Annotated in this window: 13 protein-coding genes, 1 tRNA gene, 3 pseudogenes and 1 other annotated feature; of the genes and pseudogenes, 10 read left to right on the top strand and 7 right to left on the bottom strand. The window is 36.6% G+C overall.

Going from position 1 to position 21165, the window contains the following annotated elements; all coding sequences use genetic code 11:
* Positions 1 to 1555: 1555 nt before the first annotated feature.
* Positions 1556 to 2941: a hypothetical protein gene (locus tag QNJ50_RS21985; protein WP_300639472.1), complete on the bottom strand. Its 1386-nt coding sequence runs from the start codon at positions 2939 to 2941 to the stop codon at positions 1556 to 1558.
* Positions 2942 to 4101: 1160 nt separating this feature from the next.
* On the opposite strand from QNJ50_RS21985, the gene QNJ50_RS21980 reads away from it, so the two are divergent.
* Positions 4102 to 5544, top strand: coding sequence for an HlyD family efflux transporter periplasmic adaptor subunit (locus QNJ50_RS21980; protein ID WP_300639469.1), 1443 nt, complete (start codon positions 4102 to 4104; stop codon positions 5542 to 5544).
* Positions 5541 to 8768 carry an efflux RND transporter permease subunit gene (locus tag QNJ50_RS21975; RefSeq protein WP_300639466.1) on the top strand — a complete coding sequence of 1076 codons (3228 nt, stop codon included), beginning with the start codon at positions 5541 to 5543 and terminating at the stop codon, positions 8766 to 8768. Before QNJ50_RS21980 ends, QNJ50_RS21975 begins: the two co-directional genes overlap by 4 nt.
* A gap of 18 nt (positions 8769 to 8786) precedes the next feature.
* Here QNJ50_RS21975 and QNJ50_RS21970 read toward each other — a convergent pair whose 3' ends face one another.
* Positions 8787 to 10154: a PrsW family glutamic-type intramembrane protease gene (locus QNJ50_RS21970; RefSeq protein ID WP_300639464.1), complete on the bottom strand. Its 1368-nt coding sequence runs from the start codon at positions 10152 to 10154 to the stop codon at positions 8787 to 8789.
* A gap of 639 nt (positions 10155 to 10793) precedes the next feature.
* The gene (locus QNJ50_RS21965) at positions 10794 to 11771 is read right to left on the bottom strand and encodes a glycosyltransferase family 2 protein (protein WP_300639461.1); all 978 of its coding nucleotides are present in this window, start codon (positions 11769 to 11771) and stop codon (positions 10794 to 10796) included.
* A 171-nt stretch (positions 11772 to 11942) separates the two neighbouring features.
* Between QNJ50_RS21965 and rplS the strand changes: the two genes are divergently transcribed.
* The 8 genes and pseudogenes from rplS to rplL all read left to right on the top strand — a co-directional run bounded on the left by rplS (position 11943) and on the right by rplL (position 16454).
* On the top strand, positions 11943 to 12305 hold the full coding sequence (rplS, locus tag QNJ50_RS21960) for a 50S ribosomal protein L19 (protein ID WP_300639458.1): 363 nt from the start codon (positions 11943 to 11945) through the stop codon (positions 12303 to 12305).
* A 178-nt stretch (positions 12306 to 12483) separates the two neighbouring features.
* Positions 12484 to 12556 (top strand) — tRNA-Trp (locus QNJ50_RS21955).
* A 198-nt stretch (positions 12557 to 12754) separates the two neighbouring features.
* Positions 12755 to 12973 (top strand): annotated as a pseudogene (gene secE / locus QNJ50_RS21950) (preprotein translocase subunit SecE); the annotation flags it as partial.
* A gap of 74 nt (positions 12974 to 13047) precedes the next feature.
* Complete coding sequence (nusG, locus tag QNJ50_RS21945; protein ID WP_300639455.1) at positions 13048 to 13686, top strand: transcription termination/antitermination protein NusG; 639 nt, start codon at positions 13048 to 13050, stop codon at positions 13684 to 13686.
* A gap of 5 nt (positions 13687 to 13691) precedes the next feature.
* On the top strand, positions 13692 to 14117 hold the full coding sequence (gene rplK / locus QNJ50_RS21940; RefSeq protein WP_300639451.1) for a 50S ribosomal protein L11: 426 nt from the start codon (positions 13692 to 13694) through the stop codon (positions 14115 to 14117).
* Between the two features lie 80 nt (positions 14118 to 14197).
* Positions 14198 to 14914, top strand: coding sequence for a 50S ribosomal protein L1 (gene rplA, locus QNJ50_RS21935; protein ID WP_300639448.1), 717 nt, complete (start codon positions 14198 to 14200; stop codon positions 14912 to 14914).
* 266 nt (positions 14915 to 15180) lie between these two features.
* Positions 15181 to 15325: a sequence feature (ribosomal protein L10 leader region), on the top strand.
* 78 nt (positions 15326 to 15403) lie between these two features.
* Positions 15404 to 15979, top strand: coding sequence for a 50S ribosomal protein L10 (gene rplJ / locus QNJ50_RS21930; protein ID WP_300639445.1), 576 nt, complete (start codon positions 15404 to 15406; stop codon positions 15977 to 15979).
* Positions 15980 to 16043: 64 nt separating this feature from the next.
* Positions 16044 to 16454, top strand: coding sequence for a 50S ribosomal protein L7/L12 (gene rplL / locus QNJ50_RS21925; RefSeq protein WP_300639442.1), 411 nt, complete (start codon positions 16044 to 16046; stop codon positions 16452 to 16454).
* 67 nt (positions 16455 to 16521) lie between these two features.
* On the opposite strand, the gene QNJ50_RS21920 is transcribed toward rplL, so the two are convergent.
* The 4 genes and pseudogenes from QNJ50_RS21920 to QNJ50_RS21905 form a co-directional block, all read right to left on the bottom strand.
* A complete protein-coding gene (locus tag QNJ50_RS21920) occupies positions 16522 to 18564 on the bottom strand; it encodes a protein kinase (protein WP_300639439.1) in 2043 nt (680 codons plus the stop codon).
* Between the two features lie 290 nt (positions 18565 to 18854).
* Positions 18855 to 20369 (bottom strand): YARHG domain-containing protein, encoded by a 1515-nt coding sequence (locus QNJ50_RS21915; RefSeq protein WP_300639436.1) that lies wholly within the window; start codon positions 20367 to 20369, stop codon positions 18855 to 18857.
* A gap of 388 nt (positions 20370 to 20757) precedes the next feature.
* Positions 20758 to 21027, bottom strand: a pseudogene (locus QNJ50_RS21910) (ISNCY family transposase); the annotation flags it as partial.
* A gap of 14 nt (positions 21028 to 21041) precedes the next feature.
* Positions 21042 to 21165, bottom strand: a pseudogene (locus QNJ50_RS21905) (IS982 family transposase); the annotation flags it as partial.

Here is a 21165-nt window from a genome sequence, read left to right as displayed (position 1 = left end):
TAGAAATATTTGCAAGACGCTTGATATCTCAGTAATATTTGACAATTATAAACTTGCTCCCATAAGTCATGCTATTTCCTGTTGTCAGCACTCTTAACAGAGCTATATCTCCGTTAAATATTAATCGTACAGTCAAGTAAAATCATTTGAACTTCAAGAACAGCTATTTCTCTATTACATCACCTTAATTTCCTCTGATTAACTTGATGTTTACAACATGCTTACCTCCACCTTTATTACTGTTAGGAATTAGGTATTTATGAATAGTAGATTTTCGTTATGTTAGTGGTAGTACTTATCTTTTACTTAATTTAAAAGCTTCACATCCTGAGTAGAAAAGTAATTGAAGTACGGCGAACTTATTAACATATCTCATACAAAGTATTTGATGAACCATTCATTAACTTATTAATCAATCCAATTTTATGTTCAACACGTTTAGTGCTATAGAAGCCTAATATTTTTCATTTACCCCTTCTAATATTGTCATTGATATGCCTTATCTATATTCCTAACTAAATGTACTAACTATGCTTATATACCTAGGATATTGTTGTGCAACTTTAATTTTTGTCCCTCCTTTAATTGATTTTTATCTAACATTTATACTTTCATGATAAATACTTTAAAATGAGGAAAATTTCTTTGGATTCATGTGTCGTAAGAAGTAATGATTTACTTCACATTTCAGGCTCATATCTGATGACTCAGCATTAATTAAATCAGTAAATAATCTTTTTCATTTACTGCACAATTTTATTAGAAAATCATAATTTTTTATATAAAATTAGCACAAACTTGATTTATTCATCATACCACCACAATGGTGTCATAAATATTGGATATTTTTTATGTTCCAATGATTTTTATCCATCATTACTTCATCCAAACTTATTCAAATTATTCTTTCGGTGTATAAATAAAATAAATGTCAAAATAAGTGCTTTTGACTAAGTCAAAAATTGTAATAGGCATCTCCATTAAGTTCTATTGTTAAGTAGTTAAAAAAGATTTATAACTAATTTCTGTAACCAGTGCATCATTAGGAAAAATCTATTTCATTTGATAGCCGAATACCTATGATAGTCAAAATTGTATAGTTATTAATTGATACCTAATTAGACTTGAAGAAAGAGTCACTAGTTATCATCAATACTTTTGCCAGTTATTTGCTTCTGAAGCAAAACAACAATTATAATAATGATGAAAATAGTCTTGCAGAGAGCAGATAACTTTTAGCTTACAATCAACTTACTAAAGATATGATCTATGTCAATTAAGGTAGGTAAAAAAGCGAGATATGTTCTGTTGCGCTAGGTGGAGATAATTAGTGTCTAAATAACTAGTAACCTCACCTAAGTTCAGAATAATAAGATTTGTCATTAAGGCTCTAGGAATTACTATTTTCTACTGTTTTTACCGCATACAAGATGATTCAGATTCTCTTGAAAGTGTGTAATAACCCCAAAATGTATGTCAGCATGAAACATATATAATCCGACGAACTTAAAGACTATAAATTTTGGCTCGAGGTTAAAACTATAATTGTATAAAGTTATGCGGTTGAAAATAGTACTAGAGAGGAGAAATATTCTTGCAGTATCACCCTTAACTGCTTTTGCAAGAACTCTAAAAAAAATAGGTAAATATCATATCCGTCAATAATGATTCTGCCACTTTTAAGACGGTACAATCCAATTGAGAGATTAATACTAGTCTTTTGCCCAGAGCCCCTTGAATCAACAGTTCTAATAGTTTGTCTAGCTCTGATATTCAATGAAACATTTTTCAATGTGTTGGGTACTAAATCAGGATAAAAGACAAAGGAAATATTCCCCAATAGTTTTCTACTACTAATTCTTATTAAGACATTCCTAGACTTTTTTATATATTCCTTACTAAATGGTGTTGAAATAGGATGGGAATGATTGTATGTATTCACTATTTTTCCCAACTCATCACTCAGTCTTCTCTTTTGCAAACTAGGGTGACAAGATTGTAATGATCTAAATCCCGAGTAAATAGTTTTATTTTTCTTTGTCAATTCACTAAAATCTATCTGAGGACATATTTGAAGCCGAGATACTTGATTTGCAATAGTAAGATTGCTATATTTATAGTCCCCTGGTCGATAGTCTTGGCATGCCTTAACCTGACTTATTTGGTCACACGGACTTTTTGATACTAGTCTCAACATTCGCCAGGTATTATTTATGTATTTCTGGATGAATATATCTATTTTGCTACCTATTTTTCCTAGATAAAAACTGAGGAATGTATACCCCCCAAGAATAGCCTGAATTCTATCTTTTCTTGAATAGATATCGATTAGGTCTTTCGTCAAGAAAAATTCTGACGTGTAGTTGTTTCTTATTCTTAAAGGAGGAAATTCTGATTTTATCCAGTTTTGGGGCAAGTTTGATAATATCCCATTCAATTTACGTGTAGCTAGAAACTCCAGTTTGTTGTAATTGATTCTGTGGATTTTAGTTTTTAACAAAATCAGTGTCCGTTTTATCTGAGCTAATTGATAAATAGAATCTCTATATTGTGGTAACCGCTGCAACCATTTATCTTGATTATTGATTATCATTAGCATTTGCAATCCCGTAAAACCTACAGGAGTTGAATAGAGAGAAGATAAAAAAGAATCATTAACAATCATTTCCCCAGTATTTAGTTGTTTAGTTGGAAATTTTTGTTGTCGTAAAAAATTTTTCCTCGGATACTTCTTCCTTAGTTTCTGACATCTAAGCTTATGAGAAATTAAACTAAGACAACTTCTAAAATCTGTATCTTTTGAGAGATGCACATATCTCGTTTTATGAGCTTTTAAGTGATACTTCCCGAAAGATAATATTTTTGAGTTTGGCTTATTTTCCTCAGTAATTATAGTTTTTATGATTCTCCTTAATGATTTGATAATAGGTTTCAATGTCATTGAAGACAGACAGTTATTTGTATAACCAAAAATTGTCTGAACTCCTGAAAACACGCATGAGTCCATTGCTTTATATTATCTACATTTCAATTAATAAAACCTAAAATTGGCACTTTTAGGGAAAGCACCAATAGCACCAAAGCTATATAAGCCTATAATTATAGGTTTTATTTCACTCTAATAGCCTCTGGAAAATGCAATTCTTTGTATTTTGATGTACTGATTGCTCTTCTATCATTTCTCAGGGGCTTTCCTTGCAGTGAAGTTTTAATTAACAAAATTAGATACTGGCTTCATAACGTTTTTCTGACCGGATTAACAACAGTTTTCCGATCTATTGATATAAAACTTTAACCAGTATCTGAATTGGATAATCATTACTTTAGCAAAGTTTGATGCATCTATTAATGAGTACCTATTCATTAAATTATTAAAAAACTGTATCTCTGAATACATTAAACTAAATGAAATTATTTTATTTTAATGAGGTTTTTTCTCAAAAAGCTTGTAAAACAATAAACATACGTGAGTATTTTCACTATTTATTGAGCAATTCAAATATTTTTTAATACAATAAATTTGTTAAAGAAGAACATTTTTCTCACGACATAAGTTTTCATTATGCTTTTGTGGAAAAGCATTTGAATTTTTATTTTTAGTTTTTTTTCCCGCATGTACTAGTTTTTGCTTAATGAAACCTCCACCAGTGGGTACAGAAGAGTTATTTAAAAGCAAATTGATAGAAAATTAATCTAACGAGAAAAATCAAGGTTACTTAATATTTCTTTGTTTGAAGCGCTAACGCTGGTCTGAACTTTTTTCTTTTGAGAATTAATATTTTGTCTGTTTAACTAGTGTTTAATTTATTTGATACTCACAGACAGATTAATTTATATTCCAAGATTTTCTAAGTAAATTATGTACTTTATGTACTTCGACAGGAAAATTATAACTAAGGAATCATAGGAGCAACTTTTTTAAACTAAAATGATCTTGAGACCCTACTCGGAGTAAAAAGATCGAACTTGTTAATTGAGAATAGCTGCGATCCCGTTATCTCCTAAGAACAGATCAAAATGCTGCATTTCTTTCACTCCAGCCAAATATGTGAAACTCCAGATAGTGATCCCTGCTTACCTACAAAACTTAAATCCACGGGCATGAAAAAATGTAGGATAAGATTTAGATACTCTGCTGGCGATCCCCAAAACCAGTATCCAGGATTTTTGTTCAAGTTAATCTTTATTACTTGGGTATTGAGTATGACAACCATCGCCACTGGTTGTGACTTTCAAAAAAATCAATCTGAGCAGTTGCAGAGAAAAGGGGTGCAAGGACAAGTTGAAAAACGCATAGGTGGTAGAAATACAAGTACCGCTGTTGATGTTGCGATCGCGAGGCTGCAACCTTTACGAGAAACTCGAGAATATGTTGGTACAACCAAGCCATTTCGAATTATTACGATGCGTTCTCAAGTTGAAGGTAAGTTGTTGGCAATGAATATAGAGGTGGGAGATACCGTCAGACAACAGCAAGTAATTGGACAGGTAGATGATGCGATCCTCAAAACTAATTTAAATCAAGCCGAAGCAGAACTTGCTGCGCGTCAATCTGAAGTTGCTCGCGCGGTAAATCAGGTCAGAAATGCTCGAGTTCAATTAGAGCAAAGACGGTTGGAACTATTACAAGCTCGCATAGAAGCCCAGAGACAACAGAAACTTTTAGAATCTGGAGCGATCGCCAAACAAGCAGCAGAACAAGCTGACACCAGAGCTAAAACAACAGCAAAAGCCGTGCGTGCTGCAGAAGAAGAAATTGCAACTGAAAAACAAGCAGTTGCAGCAGCCAAAGGTAGAGTTATCGCTCAACAAGCAGTAGTAGCCCAAGCCCAAGAACGACGCACCCAAGCAAGGGTTATTTCCCCCATCGCCGGGATCGTAATTGAAAAATTAGCAGAGCCGGGAAATTTTTTGCAGTCAGGTAATGAAATCTTAAAAATTGCCGATTTAAGTCGAGTTAAAGTTGAGGTACCAATTTCAGGACTCGATCTAAGAAAAGTAAAAGTTGGGCAGTTAGTTGAATTAAGATTAGATGCTTTTCCTGATAAAGTGTACCCGGGAAAGGTGAAACGAATTTTTCCAGCTACAAATAACCGCCTAATACCTGTAGAAGTCGTTATTGCAAATAGTTATCAAAGAATTGGTAGTGGCTTACTCGCACGAGTTAATTTTGCTCCTGCGACAAAACCTCGAGTAGTAATACCCCAAAAAGCGATTCAGACCAAGAATACTCAAGATAAATCTCCAGATAAATCCCAAGGTAAAAGTAAGGGAAATATTACTTCTTCATTCAAGGAAACTACTTTTACATCTCCGGGTAATAATAGTACGGTGTATGTAGTAATACAAAAAGATGGTAAAACAAAAATTATAGCCAGAACTGTTACCCTAGGGGAAAAAGCAGATGGCAAAGTTGAAGTTTTATCGGGTTTAAAAGCCGGAGAAAGATTTGTGGTGAATAGTGGTGGCAAACCTTTACAGGATGGAGATATCGTGCGGATGTCGATTATTTCCGAAACCGAACAGGCAGAAGAAAGGCGATGAAATATAACTCAAATAGTGGGTTTAGTATCAGTAGAATTTCGATTAGTCGCCACATTGCCACATTTATCCTTACCTTAGCTGTAATTGTACTTGGCGTTTTCTCAATTACTCAAATTCCAGTTGATTTGCTGCCATCAATTACCTATCCTCGCATTGGAATTCGTGTGGAAGCACCGGGAGTTTCTCCAGAAGTCGCGATCGATGAAATTACTAAACCTTTAGAGGAAGCTTTTGCAGCCACAGAAGGTGTAGAACAAGTATATTCCCGCACCCGTGAGGGACGCATCAGTCTAGATTTGTTTTTTCAAGCAGGAAGTGATATTGACCAAGCTCTTAATGATGCAACTGCTGCATTTAATAGAGCCAGAGGTCGGCTTCCAGAAACTATTGAAGCACCCCGGATTTTTAAATTCGATCCTTCTCAGTCACCAGTTTATGAGTTTGCTTTAACTTCTCCCAGGTTACAGGGAGTTGACCTACGAATTTTTGCCGAAGAAGAAATTGCTCGGGAACTTGGTGTGGTAAATGGTGTAGCGGGAGCGGATGTATCGGGTGGTGTTGAAGAAGAAGTTAGAATTAATATCGATTTACAACGCCTACAGGCTTTTGGTGTTGGTTTAAATGACGTACTAGATAAATTAGAAAACCGCAATCAAGATATTTCAGGAGGAAGAATTTTAGGAGAAAATTCCGAGCCCTTGAGTCGTACAGTTGGGCGTTTTCGTAGTGCAGATGAAATCAGGAATCTTTCTTTTAACCTTGCTTCAAATTCTACCAGTACAGCTTCTGCTTTGAATAATCGGGTTTATTTACGCGATTTTGCCGAAATTATTGATGGAACGGAAAATCAAAGAGTTTTTGTTCTCCTCAATCGCAAATCCGCAGTCAAGATCAGTATTCAAAAGCAGTCTGAAGCTAATACTATTAACGTTGTTGATGGAGTCAAAGCCCGCCTCAAACAACTCCAAGCATCGGGTATTATTCCTCCAGAAGCTTTAATTACAACAACTTTAGATGAATCGCAGTTTATCCGTAATTCCATCGCTAACTTAACAAAGTCGGGATTAATTGGTACCACACTTGCTGCGATCGCAGTCTTACTTTTTCTCGGTTCTTGGCGACAAACCTTCATCATTGTTTTAGCAATTCCCCTTGCGACTTTAGCAGCAATGATTTTAATGGGGTTGTTTCATTTATCCCTGAATATTTTTAGCTTGGGTGGCTTAGCTTTAGGCGTGGGGATTGTGGTGGATAACTCCATCGTTATGCTGGAAAATATTACCCAAGGATTTAAAACTCGGATAGAAGGTCATTTACCAAATTACTCAAGGGTTGACTCGCAAACAATTATCCAACAAGCTCAGGTTAGTAGTCAGGAAGTTGAATCGGCTTTAGTTGCTTCCACCAGCACAAACCTAGTGACAGTATTACCTTTTTTGCTTATTGGTGGATTTATATCATTGATATTTAATGAATTAATTCTGACAATTAGTTTTGCTGTCGGCGCTTCAATTGTAGTAGCTATAACTGTTGTACCAATGTTGGCATCGAGGATGTTAGCATGGCAATTTTCCAGTAATTTGAGTAAGTTTTGGCTGCTGAAAAAATTTAATAACCGTTTTGATGCTGCCACCAACACATACACTAAAGTTCTACGGAAAATACTCCGGCAAAGATTATTAACCCTAATCCTAATATTATTTTTTCTGGGTAGTGGTAGTTTTTGGATGGCAAAACAAATTCCCCAGGAAATTTTGCCACGAATTAATACTGGACAAGCAGCTTTATTTGCGCGATTTCCTTCCGGTACATCTTTGGAAATCAATCAAAAAGTTATGACTGCAGTAGATGAAATTTTGCTGAGTCAACCAGAAACAGAATATGTTTTTTCCACCGTCGGTGGTTTTTTATTTGGTACAACAACCATTGCTAACCCCCAACGGGGTTTTGTTAACATTACCCTTAAACCCGGTACGGATATTGAAACTTATAGCGATAGAGTATCGAAAGAATTTGAAAAACTTAATTTAGCTGGAATTCGTTTGCGTTTATTTCCCAGACGCGTACGGGGTTTAATTCTTAGTAATACACCAGTACGGGGAGCAGATATTGATGTCATTCTTCAGGGTAACGATACAAAAAGTTTAGCTCAAGCCGGAAGACAAGCCCTTCGCTCCTTAGATGAACAAGTCACTCTAGCAAAATTTCGTCCCGATGCTGATGTCCCCGAATCAGAAGTTCAAATTCGCCCCGACTGGGAAAGGGTAGCAGCATATGGCTTAACAGCACGCAATATCGGCGAAACAATTCAAACTGCAATTACTGGTAGCGTCCCCACCCGCTTACAACGTGCAAATCGCTTGGTAGATATACGAGTTCAACTCAATGAGATCTCAATTCAAGCAGCATCTGAACTAGAAAGTTTACCCTTATTTACTCCAGATAAACATTTAATTCGCCTCAGCGACGTAGCTAAAATTATTAAAGCCCAAGCACCTACAGAAATTAAACGGATTAATCAGCGTCAAGTTTTTCTCATCGCCGGAACCTTAAGTGAAGGTGCTAGTCTCAGCGAAGCTGCTAATCAGGTAGATCGGGTTTTAGATAATCTCGATTTACCTCCGGGAGTTGCAGTTATACCCAGTTCTACAGTTGCATCTAATCAGGAACTGCAAAATTCTTTTATTTTCTTAGGTGCGTTAGCAGCATTCTTGGTTTTTGTTGTTATGACGGTGCAATACAATTCCCTTATTGACCCGCTAGTCATTATGTTTACAATGCCCTTAGCACTAGCTGGAGGGATTTTTGGTTTGTACATTACCCAAACAGCAATTGGAGCTACGGTTATCGTCGGCGCTGTATTGCTAGTAGGAATTGTCGTAAATAACGCCATTATTATGGTGGAACTAGCAAACCAAATTCGGGAACGCCATGGTGTAGATCGTCAGACTGCTATTTTACAAGCAGCACCCCAACGCCTGCGCCCGATTCTTATGACTACGATTACCACAGTGTTGGGAATGTTTCCCTTGGCTTTGGGAATTGGCGAAGGTTCAGAATTTTTACAACCTTTGGGGATAGTAGTTTTTTCCGGTTTATCCCTAGCAACTTTATTAACCCTGTTTATTATTCCTTGTTTTTATACCCTACTCCACGACATATTTAGCTGGGATGAAAAGAAAATGAAGCGAATACAGTTAATGATGAAGCGGTATTTGAAATAATAATTGGAATCTGAACAACTATTCCTCAAGTTTAAATCGCGTAGCAAAATTTTCTCCTCGTGAAGGAGATAAAGCCCGCGCCTTTAAAATTGCAGCAGCTAAAAAAGCATAGGATATTATCCCAATTAGTACCAACAGCAAAATTCCCAAAGTGCCAAAATAAGTCATTGAATTCCACAAAGCATGGATAGTTGATGCCGTAAAATAACCAATGGCTAAAGTTCTCTTTGCATTACCTGGTTTTAAAACACTTAAGCCAATAAAATAACCAAAATAACCGCTATAAGCCATATGTCCTGCGACTTCCCCCAAAATTCGTGGGATAAGTAGTTGCAGACCCGCCAAAGCTCCACGGGAAGCTAAAGTACGCGGTACATAGTCAAGCAGAGTTTCAAATAAAGTAAAGCCAACGGCTGAAGCACTTCCAATTAAAATACCGTCTAGGGGCTCCCAAACACCAACACGTTTACTTTGTGGCGGAGTTAGTATTCTTCCAATAAAATAAAAGCCAAATATGGGGATAGATTTTAGGAATTCTTCTAATAAACCAGCTCCAAAAAACATTCGGATAAAAAATTGGAGAAATCCTATATCACTCCCACTTCCAAGAAAGGATATGTCACCAGGTAGAACCGCACGAAATATAAAGAAAAATGGGATCGAAAGTGGTGTAACTAAAATAACAATACAAAAAAGAGTTGAGGCAAGTAGAACCCACCAAGGCTTTTTTTTCCCACACAAGCGATAAATAAAGTAAAAACCAGCTCCGGCTAAATAAGTTGCTAAAATAACGAAAAATGAAGTAGAACCTTGGGCTGCAAACATTAATACAACAACAATTACTGTGATAATTCCCGGTATTAAATAAGCTTTGTGACGTAAATCTTTTCCGGTAGAAAGTATTGGAATTAACTGTGACAAACTAGCTGCATCTACTTCTTTTTCTATGTGCTCTGAGTTTTGTTCAAAATAAACAAATGACCCTGGCTTGCCGAAATTTCTGACAGATTTAGGATATGGTGATGCTTCTGTATTTGGTAAATCGCTTTCATACTCAAAGATAAATTCCGGTCCGTTGTTACCAAAAATAATGCGATCGCCTACCTGTAACTCCTGACAACCACTCAAACGCCTGCCATTTAAATAGGTACCATTAGAGCTATTCAGATCGCAGATTGTAAAACAAATTTTTCCTTCAAGCGAAAAAGATGGAGCGATTGCTGCATGACGACGCGATACCATTGCATACTCGTCTGATTTGAAGACTATTTGGCAGCTTGGTTCACGCCCTATTAGTGTCTCACTGTTATCAGATAGCAAGTAAGAGTGTGTTTGTTCGAGTGTGTGATCTTCACCGGAAATCAGCCGCAGCAAGCCGTTACTCATTTTGCTAACTTATTAAATATTTTTTTTATAAAAACTTGTTTGGAGAAATTAATTTCTAATATGATTCGTAACTTGTTTGACATTTAACTTTGAATTTTTTAGGAATTTGATTTTTTAGAGATTTGATTTCTTAGAAAATGTAAAAAATATTTACTACACACTAAATGATTTCATTAAAAAAACATAAATAAAAATCAATAATGTGCACACAAGGATAAAAAAGTAAACATCATCTAGATTATTGCAGATGATGATTCACAGCTAAGTTATGATAGTCCAGTTTTATAGCTGCTCTAGATTTAATATATGAAATAGGAGCAGATTAATAGAGATAAATACATCAATATCTTAGTATCTACGTTTTCATAGTTAATACTTAATATTTAAAACTTAAAATTTATAATTTAATTTATAAAAATTAATTCTTGTAACTTGATTTCATCTGTGTTCTAATTGCAAAAAATATTTATTCTGAATCAGATGATTCAAATATCCCTAGATTTAAAAAGTCATAATTTCTGTTAATTTACTTGTTGCTGGGGGATATGTGAATATAAGATTTCTTATCAATAGCATTTCCCAGAAATAAAATCTTAATCATAACTTGATGAAATCATAATTACAAATAAATTCATTAATTCAAATTTCAGAGTTTCTAATTAATACTAATTTACGAATTATTCCACTATCTATTTTGATATTACGTGAAAATATAACCTTTAAAAAAAGCTGCCATGTTACGGGAAAAAGAATAGATGGTTCAAGCATCTCAAGCAAACTCTTAATATTTTTTTGTTTGAGCGCCACCAAAATCCAGTGAAGCTTTAAATAGTTGATTACATCATTAAGCTTAGGGATATTGGGATGATGCTGTGGATTTACAAAAGCGTAAATCTTTTCCTTCATTAGAATATTCGTAGCCAATCTTTGAGATAAGGAAAACTTCTGATTGTAAGCACCAATCCAAATAGTACGATAGGCGAGGCACTGATTGAGAAAAATCGCATCACCAAATTGAGCTACTTGAATCCAAGAATCAATGTCGTCACAATTAGTATCCAAACTGGGGTCCCATCCTCCAGTTTTTAAGAAAGCATCTCGCTTACAAGCTACCTGTACCGGTGTTCCAAAAGGAATTAACTCTAAAAGCATTCCATAATGAATATCAACTTGGGGTACATAAAAAGCTAAACCTGGACCTAACTTTGGCGTACGACTAATTTCAGTTCCTTTACTATTAACCTGAACAGCGACACAAGAACAAATCACCCCCTCAGGACGTAGTGATATAGCTTTTACCATCTCAGCCAAACAATTAGCAGCAAGATAATCATCATCATCCAAAAACTTTACCCAGTTTCCTTTAGCTTTTCGCACCCCCACATTCACCGAAATTGCATGACCCATATTTTGCTCGTTGCGCAGATAAACTAAACGCGAATCATGACTTTCTTCCAATTCTGCGATTAGATTTTCAACGTATTCTTTAGTCCCATCAGACGAGCAATCATCCACAACGACCACTTCACATTCAAGTGTCTGGTTAAGAGCAGAACTGATTGCCCTTTGCAGCAAATTTAATCGATTGTGGGTGGTTATTACCACGCTAAATTCCATAATTGCAAAACTCGCTACATAATCCTCATTATTGGAATTTCTAGCTTAATCTGCTCTTACCGAAAAAATCATTAAAATCGTCATAAAACTATCGTTATAATTCATCAGTCTCATCTAGACTAAAGACATTTATGGATTTATGATTGTTGATCGTGAGTTTTTCCAGAAATTATGAATGTTCAAGAAGTTATCCGTTCAATTGAAGCGGAACAATTAAAAACTAATCTTCCTGTCATCTATGTTGGTGACACCGTCAAAGTAGGAGTAAAGATTAAAGAAGGTGAAAAATACCGCGTTCAACCCTACGAAGGAGTTGTAATAGCTAAACGTAATGGCGGAATTAATGAAACCATTACAGTGCGCAAAATATTTCAGGGTGTTGGAGTAGAGCGAGTATTTCTGTTACATTCTCCCCGGATTGATAGCATTAAAGTGATACGTCGAGGTAAAGTTCGTCGAGCAAAACTTTATTATTTACGTAATCGAGTTGGTAAGGCGACCCGGATCAAACAACGTTTTGACCGTCCCTTGTAAACTTCAAGCATCCATATGGGAGAAAGCTCTACTGTAAAGCGGCTCTTGCCGCTATCTTGTTTTTTCCTGGCAGCTTGCCTTTTACAATAAAAATAAGTTATAGTGTTACCCAACATTGTGCTAAGCTATTTCTGCTAAGTAATAAAGTTATTCGTGACGATTTAGCTTAGGTTTTTGAGCGCTCTTAGTTCAGTTGGTAGAACGCAGGTCTCCAAAACCTGATGTCGGGGGTTCGAGTCCTCCAGGGCGCGCTCTCTTATTTTAAGAAAAATTAGTCCGGAACAAGTAGAATAACTGTTAATATAGCAGTAACAAATACTCGTATCGGGCTATATTATGATGTTTACAGCTATTTGCTTCAAAGCTTGTTACTTGAAGCCTTGGTTGAAGCGTCTATTGCTTTGTAAAATAATGAGATAGCTGTACAAGAATGGGGGAGACCAAAAACCATGGCCAAAAAAAGCGAGGCGGAAATGCGCAACACCACTAGCGAATTCAGCATTGCCAACTTTTTTAAAGGGACTAAAGAAGAACTGGATAAAGTAGTTTGGCCAACACGCAAGCAACTAGTTAGTGAGTCAGCTGCGGTGTTATTAATGGTTACACTCTCCGCTTCTTTAATTTACGTAGTTGATTGGTTGTTCAGTAAATTAAGTACAGTGGTATTTGAATCAACCAATCAAGCAGTTTCGATGAATCTCATTGACGGATTGTTTGCTTGGGCAGTGGGTAAGGTGTTCTGATGACTTCTTCAACAGATGAAAGTCGCAATTCAAGATTACAGTCAGAAGAAATTACGGAAACGGCAATCAATGCTTTAAAAGAAGCACGCTGGTATGCAGTACAGGTTGCCTCCGGATGTGAGAAACGTGTAAAGACTAATTTGGAACAGCGCATCCAAACGTTTGATGTGGCTGAAAAAATTTTTCAAGTAGAAATTCCTCACACCCCAGCTGTAAAAATTCGTAAAGATGGCAGTCGCCAACAAACCGAAGAAAAAGTCTTTCCTGGCTATGTTCTTGTCAAGATGACGATGGATGATGAAAGCTGGCAGGTGGTTCGTAACACATCCCACGTGATTAACTTTGTGGGAGCCGAACAAAGACGAGGAACCGGAAGAGGTAGAGGTCACGTCAAACCGGTACCACTTTCTCACGCAGAAGTAGAGAGAATCTTTAAGCAGACTACCGAACAAGAACCAGTAGTCAAAATTGATATGGCTACAGGTGATAAGATAGTCGTGCTTTCTGGTCCATTTAAAGACTTTGAAGGTGAGGTGATTGAAGTCAGTCCCGAACGGAGTAAGCTAAAAGCCTTGCTCTCAATCTTCGGACGTGATACACCAGTTGAATTGGAATTTAATCAGGTAGAGAAACAGTAGTCAAAATGGCGAAGAAAGTAACAGCGCTTATTAAATTGGCTCTTCAAGCTGGAAAAGCCAACCCAGCACCGCCAGTTGGACCAGCTTTAGGTCAACATGGCGTAAATATTATGATGTTCTGCAAGGAGTACAACGCCAAAACAGCCGATAAAGCTGGAATGGTTATACCTGTAGAAATTTCGGTTTACGAAGATCGGAGTTTTACATTTGTCCTCAAGACTCCGCCAGCGTCAGTACTAATTACTAAAGCTGCAAAAATAAGTAAAGGTTCTAGCGAACCCAATAAGACTAAGGTTGGTTCCATTACCACCGAGCAATTACGGGAAATTGCTCAGACAAAAATGCCAGACCTCAATGCAAATGATATTGATGCAGCAATGAAAATCATTGCAGGTACTGCCAAAAATATGGGTGTTACCATAAAAGATTAGTTATTAGTTGTCAGTCAACAGTTACAAGTAAAAATATCGGGGGAGAGAATTAAGCTCGTTATTTACCCCAATGGAGTAAAATGGCAAAGAAATTTTCACGCCGAATGCAGGCGTTATTAGAAAAAGTAGAAGATAAAGACTATGAGCCTATAGAGGCTTTAAATCTTTTAAAAGAAACAGCAACAGCTAAATTCCCTGAAGCAGCAGAAGCACATATTCGCTTGGGGATCGATCCAAAGTATACCGATCAACAATTACGGACAACGGTTGTATTGCCAAAAGGTACGGGGCAAACAATCAGGGTCGCGGTAATTGCTAGAGGTGAAAAAGTAACTGAAGCCAGTAATGCTGGTGCTGATATTGCTGGTTCGGAAGAATTGATCAACGAAATCCAACAGGGAAGAATGGATTTCGATAAATTGATTGCAACTCCAGATGTAATGCCGCAGGTCGCAAAGCTGGGTAAATTGCTTGGTCCTCGCGGTTTAATGCCTTCTCCAAAAGGTGGTACAGTTACACCTGATGTTGCTAGTGCGATCGCAGAATTTAAAGCTGGTAAATTAGAATTTCGTGCCGACCGGACTGGTATTGTCCACGTCATGTTTGGTAAGGTATCATTCCCAGCAGAAGATTTATTAATTAATTTGAAGGCATTACAAGAAACTATTGATCGCAATCGTCCTTCTGGTGCGAAGGGTCGATACTGGCGTACGATTTATGTTTCCTCAACAATGGGACCCTCTATTCGGGTCAATATCAGTAGCCTTCGAGATTTAGCCTTGGCTGAGGTTGCTTAATAATAAGTTCTGTAGTAATTTATAAGCCTTAGGTTATAAATTTATTTATTTTGATTTTTAATTTTGAGTTTTAAGTTTTTTTGGTTTAAAGATTTTGAACTTTCAAGTTTCCAATCGTAAACCTCAAACGGTCACTGCTTGATTACAGTTTGTAGCTTATGGCTCAAAATTCAGGACAAATATCAAGACAAATAATTTAAGGCTGGTAATTACTTAGTGCAATCGTATATAGACTTTATATTAAGTAAGCCGGTCAAAAAAACTCATAATTGAATAGGTAAAAGCCAGAGACAGTAGGTTCCCTTCGGGGGTAATTTCCTACCGAGGTTCATATCTTTGAAAAACTTTGTAGAGACTTTTGTCTCTGAAAGACTCTGGCTCGTGGCAGTCGGAGTCTATTGTTTTGGCAGAATATACTTTTTTGCTACAACAAGGCAACTGCTGAAAAATTATGAGAAGAAAAGCCAGTGTTTAAGGAGGTGAGATTAGATGGGTAAAACGCTAGAGGAAAAAAAAGCCATAGTTGCTGACCTCAAAGAGGTTTTGGATGAGTCTTCCTTGGCGTTAATTATTGATTACCAGGGGTTATCGGTTGCACAAATCAGCGATCTACGTAATCGAATGCGACCCAGTGGGACAATTTGTAAAAAAGCCAAGAATACTCTGATGCGCCTTGCTGTCAAGGATGACGAGCGTTGGCAACCAATGACGGATTTCCTTCAAGACTCCTCTGTTTTTCTTCTTGTCAAAGAAGAAATGAAGGAAGCCATTAAGGCTTATGAGGATTTCCAGAAAGCCACTAAGAAAACAGAACTTCGTGGTGGTGTGCTAGATGGTCAAGCTTTAAACCAAGATGACATCAAAGCACTCAAGGAATTACCTTCCAAACAAGAACTCATGGCTCGTTTGGCAGGAGGAATCAAAGCAGTTTCAACCAAGTTGGCGGTGGGACTCAACGCTGTACCAACCAAGTTGGCTGTGGGAATCAACGAAGTACCTTCTTCCTTGGTACGTGCGGTCAAAGCAGTATCAGAGAAAGAAGGGTCTCAAGAATCCGAATCTTAGATTCGTGGTTTGACTCGTTACGTTCAATCAAAGTTAATTATTTACCCAAATTAGGAGTACATCAATGTCTACTAAAACCGATGAAATCTTAGAACAGTTAAAATCCTTAACACTATTAGAAGCTTCTGAATTAGTAAAGCAAATTGAAGAAGCTTTCGGTGTAGATGCTTCTGCTTCTGCTGGTGGCGGAATGATGATGATGCCCGGTATGATGCCTGGAGTAGGTAGTGGCGGTGCTGCTGCTGAACCAGAAGAGGAGAAAACTGAATTTGATGTTGTTCTTGAAGAAGTACCTGCTGATAAGAAAATTGCAATTCTTAAAGTGGTACGTAGCATCACCGGTTTGGGTCTAAAAGAAGCAAAAGAATTAGTTGAATCTGCTCCCAAGCCAATCAAAGAAGCTATTGCTAAAGAAGCTGCTGAAGATGCTAAGAAACAGCTTGAAGAAGCTGGAGCTAAAGTTAGTGTCAAGTAATAGTTTTCAACTAATATTTTTCAATTAAACGGTTGACGGTTAAACATTAATGTTTAACCGTTAAAAATTAACATCCACTGTGTAGTTTGGCATCCCAAACCGCCATATAAATCCTGCCTTTTTGATTACGTTGAATAACTCCTTTTAATCCATTTCTTCTAAAGCAGTGTTTTCTTTTTTGACGCTGATAAACTCTTTCTAATTCTTTTTTAATATCATTCGATATATTACCGCCTAACATTCCTTGTAGGGTTACTTGCATCGCATCTTTTCCTGCAGATTGAGGAAAAGAAACTTCTGTTTGTCTTAAGGCTCCAGATGTTTTATCGACTATGTAGCCAAGATCTACCTCATTTGGCTGGTTATAAAGATAAGCGCGAGTATTTCTGTATACTCCCCGAGAATCTTTACTCGGTCTTCCTAGGCTTCCTCGAATAGTATCCTTTGTTGTTCCAACGGGAAAAGCAGGAACTCTAATATTGTTACTGCTATTTTTTGCTACAATCTGTTGCTCTTCAATTTTCCTGTTCGCTTCCCGTGGGGACTTAGTTTTTTCTGAAGAAACTTCAGGAGATTTTTTCTGAAGGGAAGCAGAATTCTCTCGTGACTGAGTAGTTTTTTCTCCTTCTTGTTCTTTGCTAGTATTATCTGGCGTAGGAGATGTAGGTGCAGTTGGTTGATTATTTTTTGGATTCTGGACAGTATTTGTAGATTCTGAGTTCGTAGATTCTGAGTTTACTGGCTGAGTTTTTTCATTTTTTTGAGTAGCTGTTTCTAAACTACTTTCTTCTGTATTTTCCGGCTCCCCTTGTGTTTTTGCTGTAGATTCTGCATTTGTCTCAACTGGTGCTGTATCCCTACCTGAATTATCAATAGGTAAATCATCAACAGACGGAGAAGGTGAAGTTACCGGATTAAGAGTCTCAGCGTTCGGGGATTGAGAGTTAACGGAGGATTGTGCTTCCTTCGGTGCTTCAACATTTGATTTCGCAAAATTCTCTTTACTTTTTTCCTGACTTTCAAAGCTAGAAATTGCAAAACTGGAAATAGCTATTGCACCAAGTAAGCTACCAAGTATTAAGCTCCCAATAATTACAGGGGGTTTTTGCCAAACTTCAGAGGTCAAAATCGAAGAAACTGGAGCGACCAAATTATTTGTGGGGTTGGATAAAGGTTTAGATTTTTGTATGGGTTGATTAGACCTACCAGCGTTGGGAGCAAGAGCAATAGTTTTTTGAGTTACTGGTTGTTGGGATTTGACTTTTATAGTGCTGGGAATACTCGTACTTTCACTCTTCAAAGCATCAAGCATTTTACTTGCAGTGGTGAAGCGATCGCCTGCTTGAAGTTGAATGGCTTGATTCAGGATTTGAGCTAGTTGGGGAGATACTCCTGCAGCATATTCTTGCCAACGTATTTCCCCTGTTTGGCGATCTGTTTGTAATTCTTGAGGACATTTACCAGTCAGCAGAAAAATTGCTGTTAAACCCAAACTATAAATATCTGTCGCATAAATGGGACGTCCAATCGCCTGTTCGCTGGGCATATAACCTGGCGTACCAATAATTAATGATTCCGTAAAACGTCCTGGAGGATTTGCTATTGTGCGTATGGTTTCTTTGACTGCACCAAAATCAATCAAAACTGGTTTGCCAGTATTAGCAGATAAAATAACATTATCCGGTTTTATATCCCGATGAATAATATTTTTACTGTGTACGTAATCAAGGACAAAAAGCAAATTTAATAAAATGCTTTTCACTTCAGTTTCAGAAAGAGCACCTTTGGCTTCAATTATTTCAGTTAAGGTTTGACCTTGGATCCATTCCTGAACCAGATAAAAGAGTTCCTGTTCGGAAAAATAAGCATAAAGCTTAGGAATTTGGTCACTACCTTCACCCAACAACTCTAATGTCGCAGCTTCTCTTTCGAAGCGCTGTTTGATTTTTTCGTAAGTTCGTGGGTCGCCTGTTATGGTCTTAAGTTTTTTAATCACACAACGGCGACGAGAAGGCATATAGGTATCTTCAGCCAAAAAGGTTTCACCAAATCCACCGGCACCTAATACTTCGATCACCTGATAACGATTGTTCAGCAGCTTTGTGTTCATGCTCCGTGAAAAGCTGTAATATTATTATCTTTACTTATAGTAAGCACACCTTTAAAAGAGTACATTACAACATGTGCAGACGCGATTGAATAGAATAAATATCCCAAATATAAGAATTTAAAAATAAATTACAAGTATGCTTGAAAGACTAATTATTATCTAAATATTGTTCGATACAATTCTCAGAAACAGTGAATAGTAGTGATGAAGTAGCTCAATACTGGAAATCTATAGGAACAAAATCTTTCAAAATAACCTTAAGATATTTTACCAATGACCACTTAATAAATTTATTTAGGAAAATATCTCTTATTATTACTGTCTTGATATTTAGCAATAAATTCTACATTTTGTATTTCTATATCCGAGAGCAAATTGTCTGGGAAATCCTGTGGTAAATACTTGGGCTTGTACCAAGGTTGTTTATCAAAATATTCTTGTAATTTAATAGTCTTAAAACGATAACCATGACGAGCAAAAACCGAATTTCGCATAATATCTAGGTCTAAAGCACTTTTATCATCCAAATCCGCATTTTTTGCTAATCTTTGAGAAAGCCAAGAGTAGTTATCAATAGGAGGTTTAGGCGTTTCAGAAATTTGAGATTCTGTATTGGGTTTTTGGATCGTATCGGGCTGTTGAATTGTATTGGATTGTTGAATTGTATCAGGCTGTTGAATTTTATTGGGTTGTTGAATAGAGGTTGATATTTTTGGTTCCACAACTTGTGATGACCGATTTAACATAAAACCAACAATCACTGAAGCACCAATGAAAACTCCTAGGATTGAACTCCCTATCACTAAACCGAGAATCAGATTTTTTTTACTTTCTCCAACATCCGATTTATTCGTACTGGAAATGTTTGTAGTCGAAAATAAATCTTGTTTTACAATATTAGGTGATACTGATGAAGAAGAAACAGCAAAACTAGGTGGTTGAGTATCTACTGGCTCTCGAACATAATGTACCGTGGGATCTAAAGGTACAAAATCACTTTCCAGAGCTTGTAACATTTCCCCAGCAGTAGAAAAACGATCTCTTGGATGATATTGGGTTACTTTATCAATTACCCCTATCATTACTGGACTGATACCCGCTGCATAGTTATGCCAGATAAGTTCTCCAGTAATTGGGTTTACTTGTAACTCTTGGGGTTTTTTACCCGTCAATAGATATATTGCTGTCATTCCCAAACTGTAGAGGTCGCTTGAGTAGACGGGTCTACCTGCTGCTTGCTCACTGGACATATATCCTGGAGTACCAATAATTATCGAACGTGCAGCATTTCCCTGGGAATTAATTACAGTTCCCATTATTTCTCTTACTGCTCCAAAATCTATCAATACAGCTTTGTTATCTCGGTGTCGTAAAATGATATTTTCTGGTTTAATATCCCGATGAATAATTTTTTGATTGTGTACGTATTCTAAAACCGGTAGCAAGCTAGCTAAAATTTCTCGCACTTCATTTTCGGGTAAAAACTCTTGCTTCTGAATTATTGTCGTTAATGTCTCACCTTCCACATATTCTTGTACTAAATAAAATCGCTCTTTAAACTGAAAATAAGCATATAAACTAGGAATTTGATCGTTATTTTCTCCTAATTTTTCTAACACTGCAGCTTCTCGCCCAAATCGCTCTTGCACCAATTGGTAAACCTGAGGATTACTAGCTATTGGTTTTAGTTGTTTAATCACGCAACGACGCAAGGAAGGCATTTGGGTATCTTCTGCTAAAAAAGTTTCCCCAAATCCACCGCTTCCTAAGGTTTGCAAAACTTGATAGCGGTTATTAAGCAGCATCGGTGTTAGTTTACAAGAATATAACTGTATCGTATTTAAAATTGGATGTTAGTAAGATACTAGCACCTTGAATAATTATATATCAGTAAAAATTGACAATGCGTATAAAATAGTGTATTTGAGATTTAGTTATACTATTTTATTTAAGTTTACTTAAATGAGTATCATTGTGACCTTGGGAAACTATACATCTATTTTAAGCAGCATAGCCGTTAGTCTAGTTCCCGGTGCAAAACTATTGAACAAATAAGAAATAAAACTTTGCTTAGTAACTGATACTTGCATATATCATAATAACCAATTACAAGTGAAATATTTTGCCCAATTTTTTTGATTTGATATTTGATTACATTAAAGATTGATGAATTTGAAAAAAATAAAAATCAATCTAAGAATTTATTTTATTTTTCAGACTACTTCGACTAATAATAGTTAAATTATGAGCGATAATTCCCCAGCCTATCCAACGAGAGAATCCCTCTTCTCCTTTATACAAACAGCGTTGTAATCCAAAACAGCGTTTGAGAAAACTGATACGACCTTCTACTCCATTATGCCAACGACGAGCTTTTTTGAAATTTCTTTTTCGTTCCTGCTTGATTCGTTCTTTACTTCTATAACCACCTTTGGGTAAAATAACCTGTTTGACTCCTAATATAACCTGAGTTCGGGTTAAGCAGATTGAGGTAAAAGCCAATCTAAATGAAGGTTAGGCTTTTTAGGTTGGTGACAATAAGCGATTAATCCACACAGAACATTAACGCAAAAATTGACAGGACTTCGGTGCCTAGAATGT

The organism is Mastigocoleus sp. MO_188.B34, assembly GCF_030065675.1.
Lineage (GTDB): Bacteria > Cyanobacteriota > Cyanobacteriia > Cyanobacteriales > Nostocaceae > Mastigocoleus.
This window is presented reverse-complemented; position numbering and strand designations above follow the sequence as displayed.

What these genes read in the sequence shown, in the direction of transcription:
- QNJ50_RS21980 (WP_300639469.1), top strand. Translation starts at nt 4,102, where the DNA reads ATGAAAAAATGTAGGATAAGATTTAGATACTCTGCTGGCGATCCCCAA.
- rplJ (WP_300639445.1), top strand. Translation starts at nt 15,404, where the DNA reads ATGGGTAAAACGCTAGAGGAAAAAAAAGCCATAGTTGCTGACCTCAAA.
- rplL (WP_300639442.1), top strand. Translation starts at nt 16,044, where the DNA reads ATGTCTACTAAAACCGATGAAATCTTAGAACAGTTAAAATCCTTAACA.
- QNJ50_RS21920 (WP_300639439.1), bottom strand. Translation starts at nt 18,564, where the DNA reads ATGAACACAAAGCTGCTGAACAATCGTTATCAGGTGATCGAAGTATTA.
- QNJ50_RS21915 (WP_300639436.1), bottom strand. Translation starts at nt 20,369, where the DNA reads ATGCTGCTTAATAACCGCTATCAAGTTTTGCAAACCTTAGGAAGCGGT.
- nusG (WP_300639455.1), top strand. Translation starts at nt 13,048, where the DNA reads ATGACTTCTTCAACAGATGAAAGTCGCAATTCAAGATTACAGTCAGAA.
- rplA (WP_300639448.1), top strand. Translation starts at nt 14,198, where the DNA reads ATGGCAAAGAAATTTTCACGCCGAATGCAGGCGTTATTAGAAAAAGTA.
- QNJ50_RS21975 (WP_300639466.1), top strand. Translation starts at nt 5,541, where the DNA reads ATGAAATATAACTCAAATAGTGGGTTTAGTATCAGTAGAATTTCGATT.
- QNJ50_RS21985 (WP_300639472.1), bottom strand. Translation starts at nt 2,941, where the DNA reads ATGACATTGAAACCTATTATCAAATCATTAAGGAGAATCATAAAAACT.
- rplS (WP_300639458.1), top strand. Translation starts at nt 11,943, where the DNA reads ATGAATGTTCAAGAAGTTATCCGTTCAATTGAAGCGGAACAATTAAAA.
- QNJ50_RS21970 (WP_300639464.1), bottom strand. Translation starts at nt 10,154, where the DNA reads ATGAGTAACGGCTTGCTGCGGCTGATTTCCGGTGAAGATCACACACTC.
- QNJ50_RS21965 (WP_300639461.1), bottom strand. Translation starts at nt 11,771, where the DNA reads ATGGAATTTAGCGTGGTAATAACCACCCACAATCGATTAAATTTGCTG.
- rplK (WP_300639451.1), top strand. Translation starts at nt 13,692, where the DNA reads ATGGCGAAGAAAGTAACAGCGCTTATTAAATTGGCTCTTCAAGCTGGA.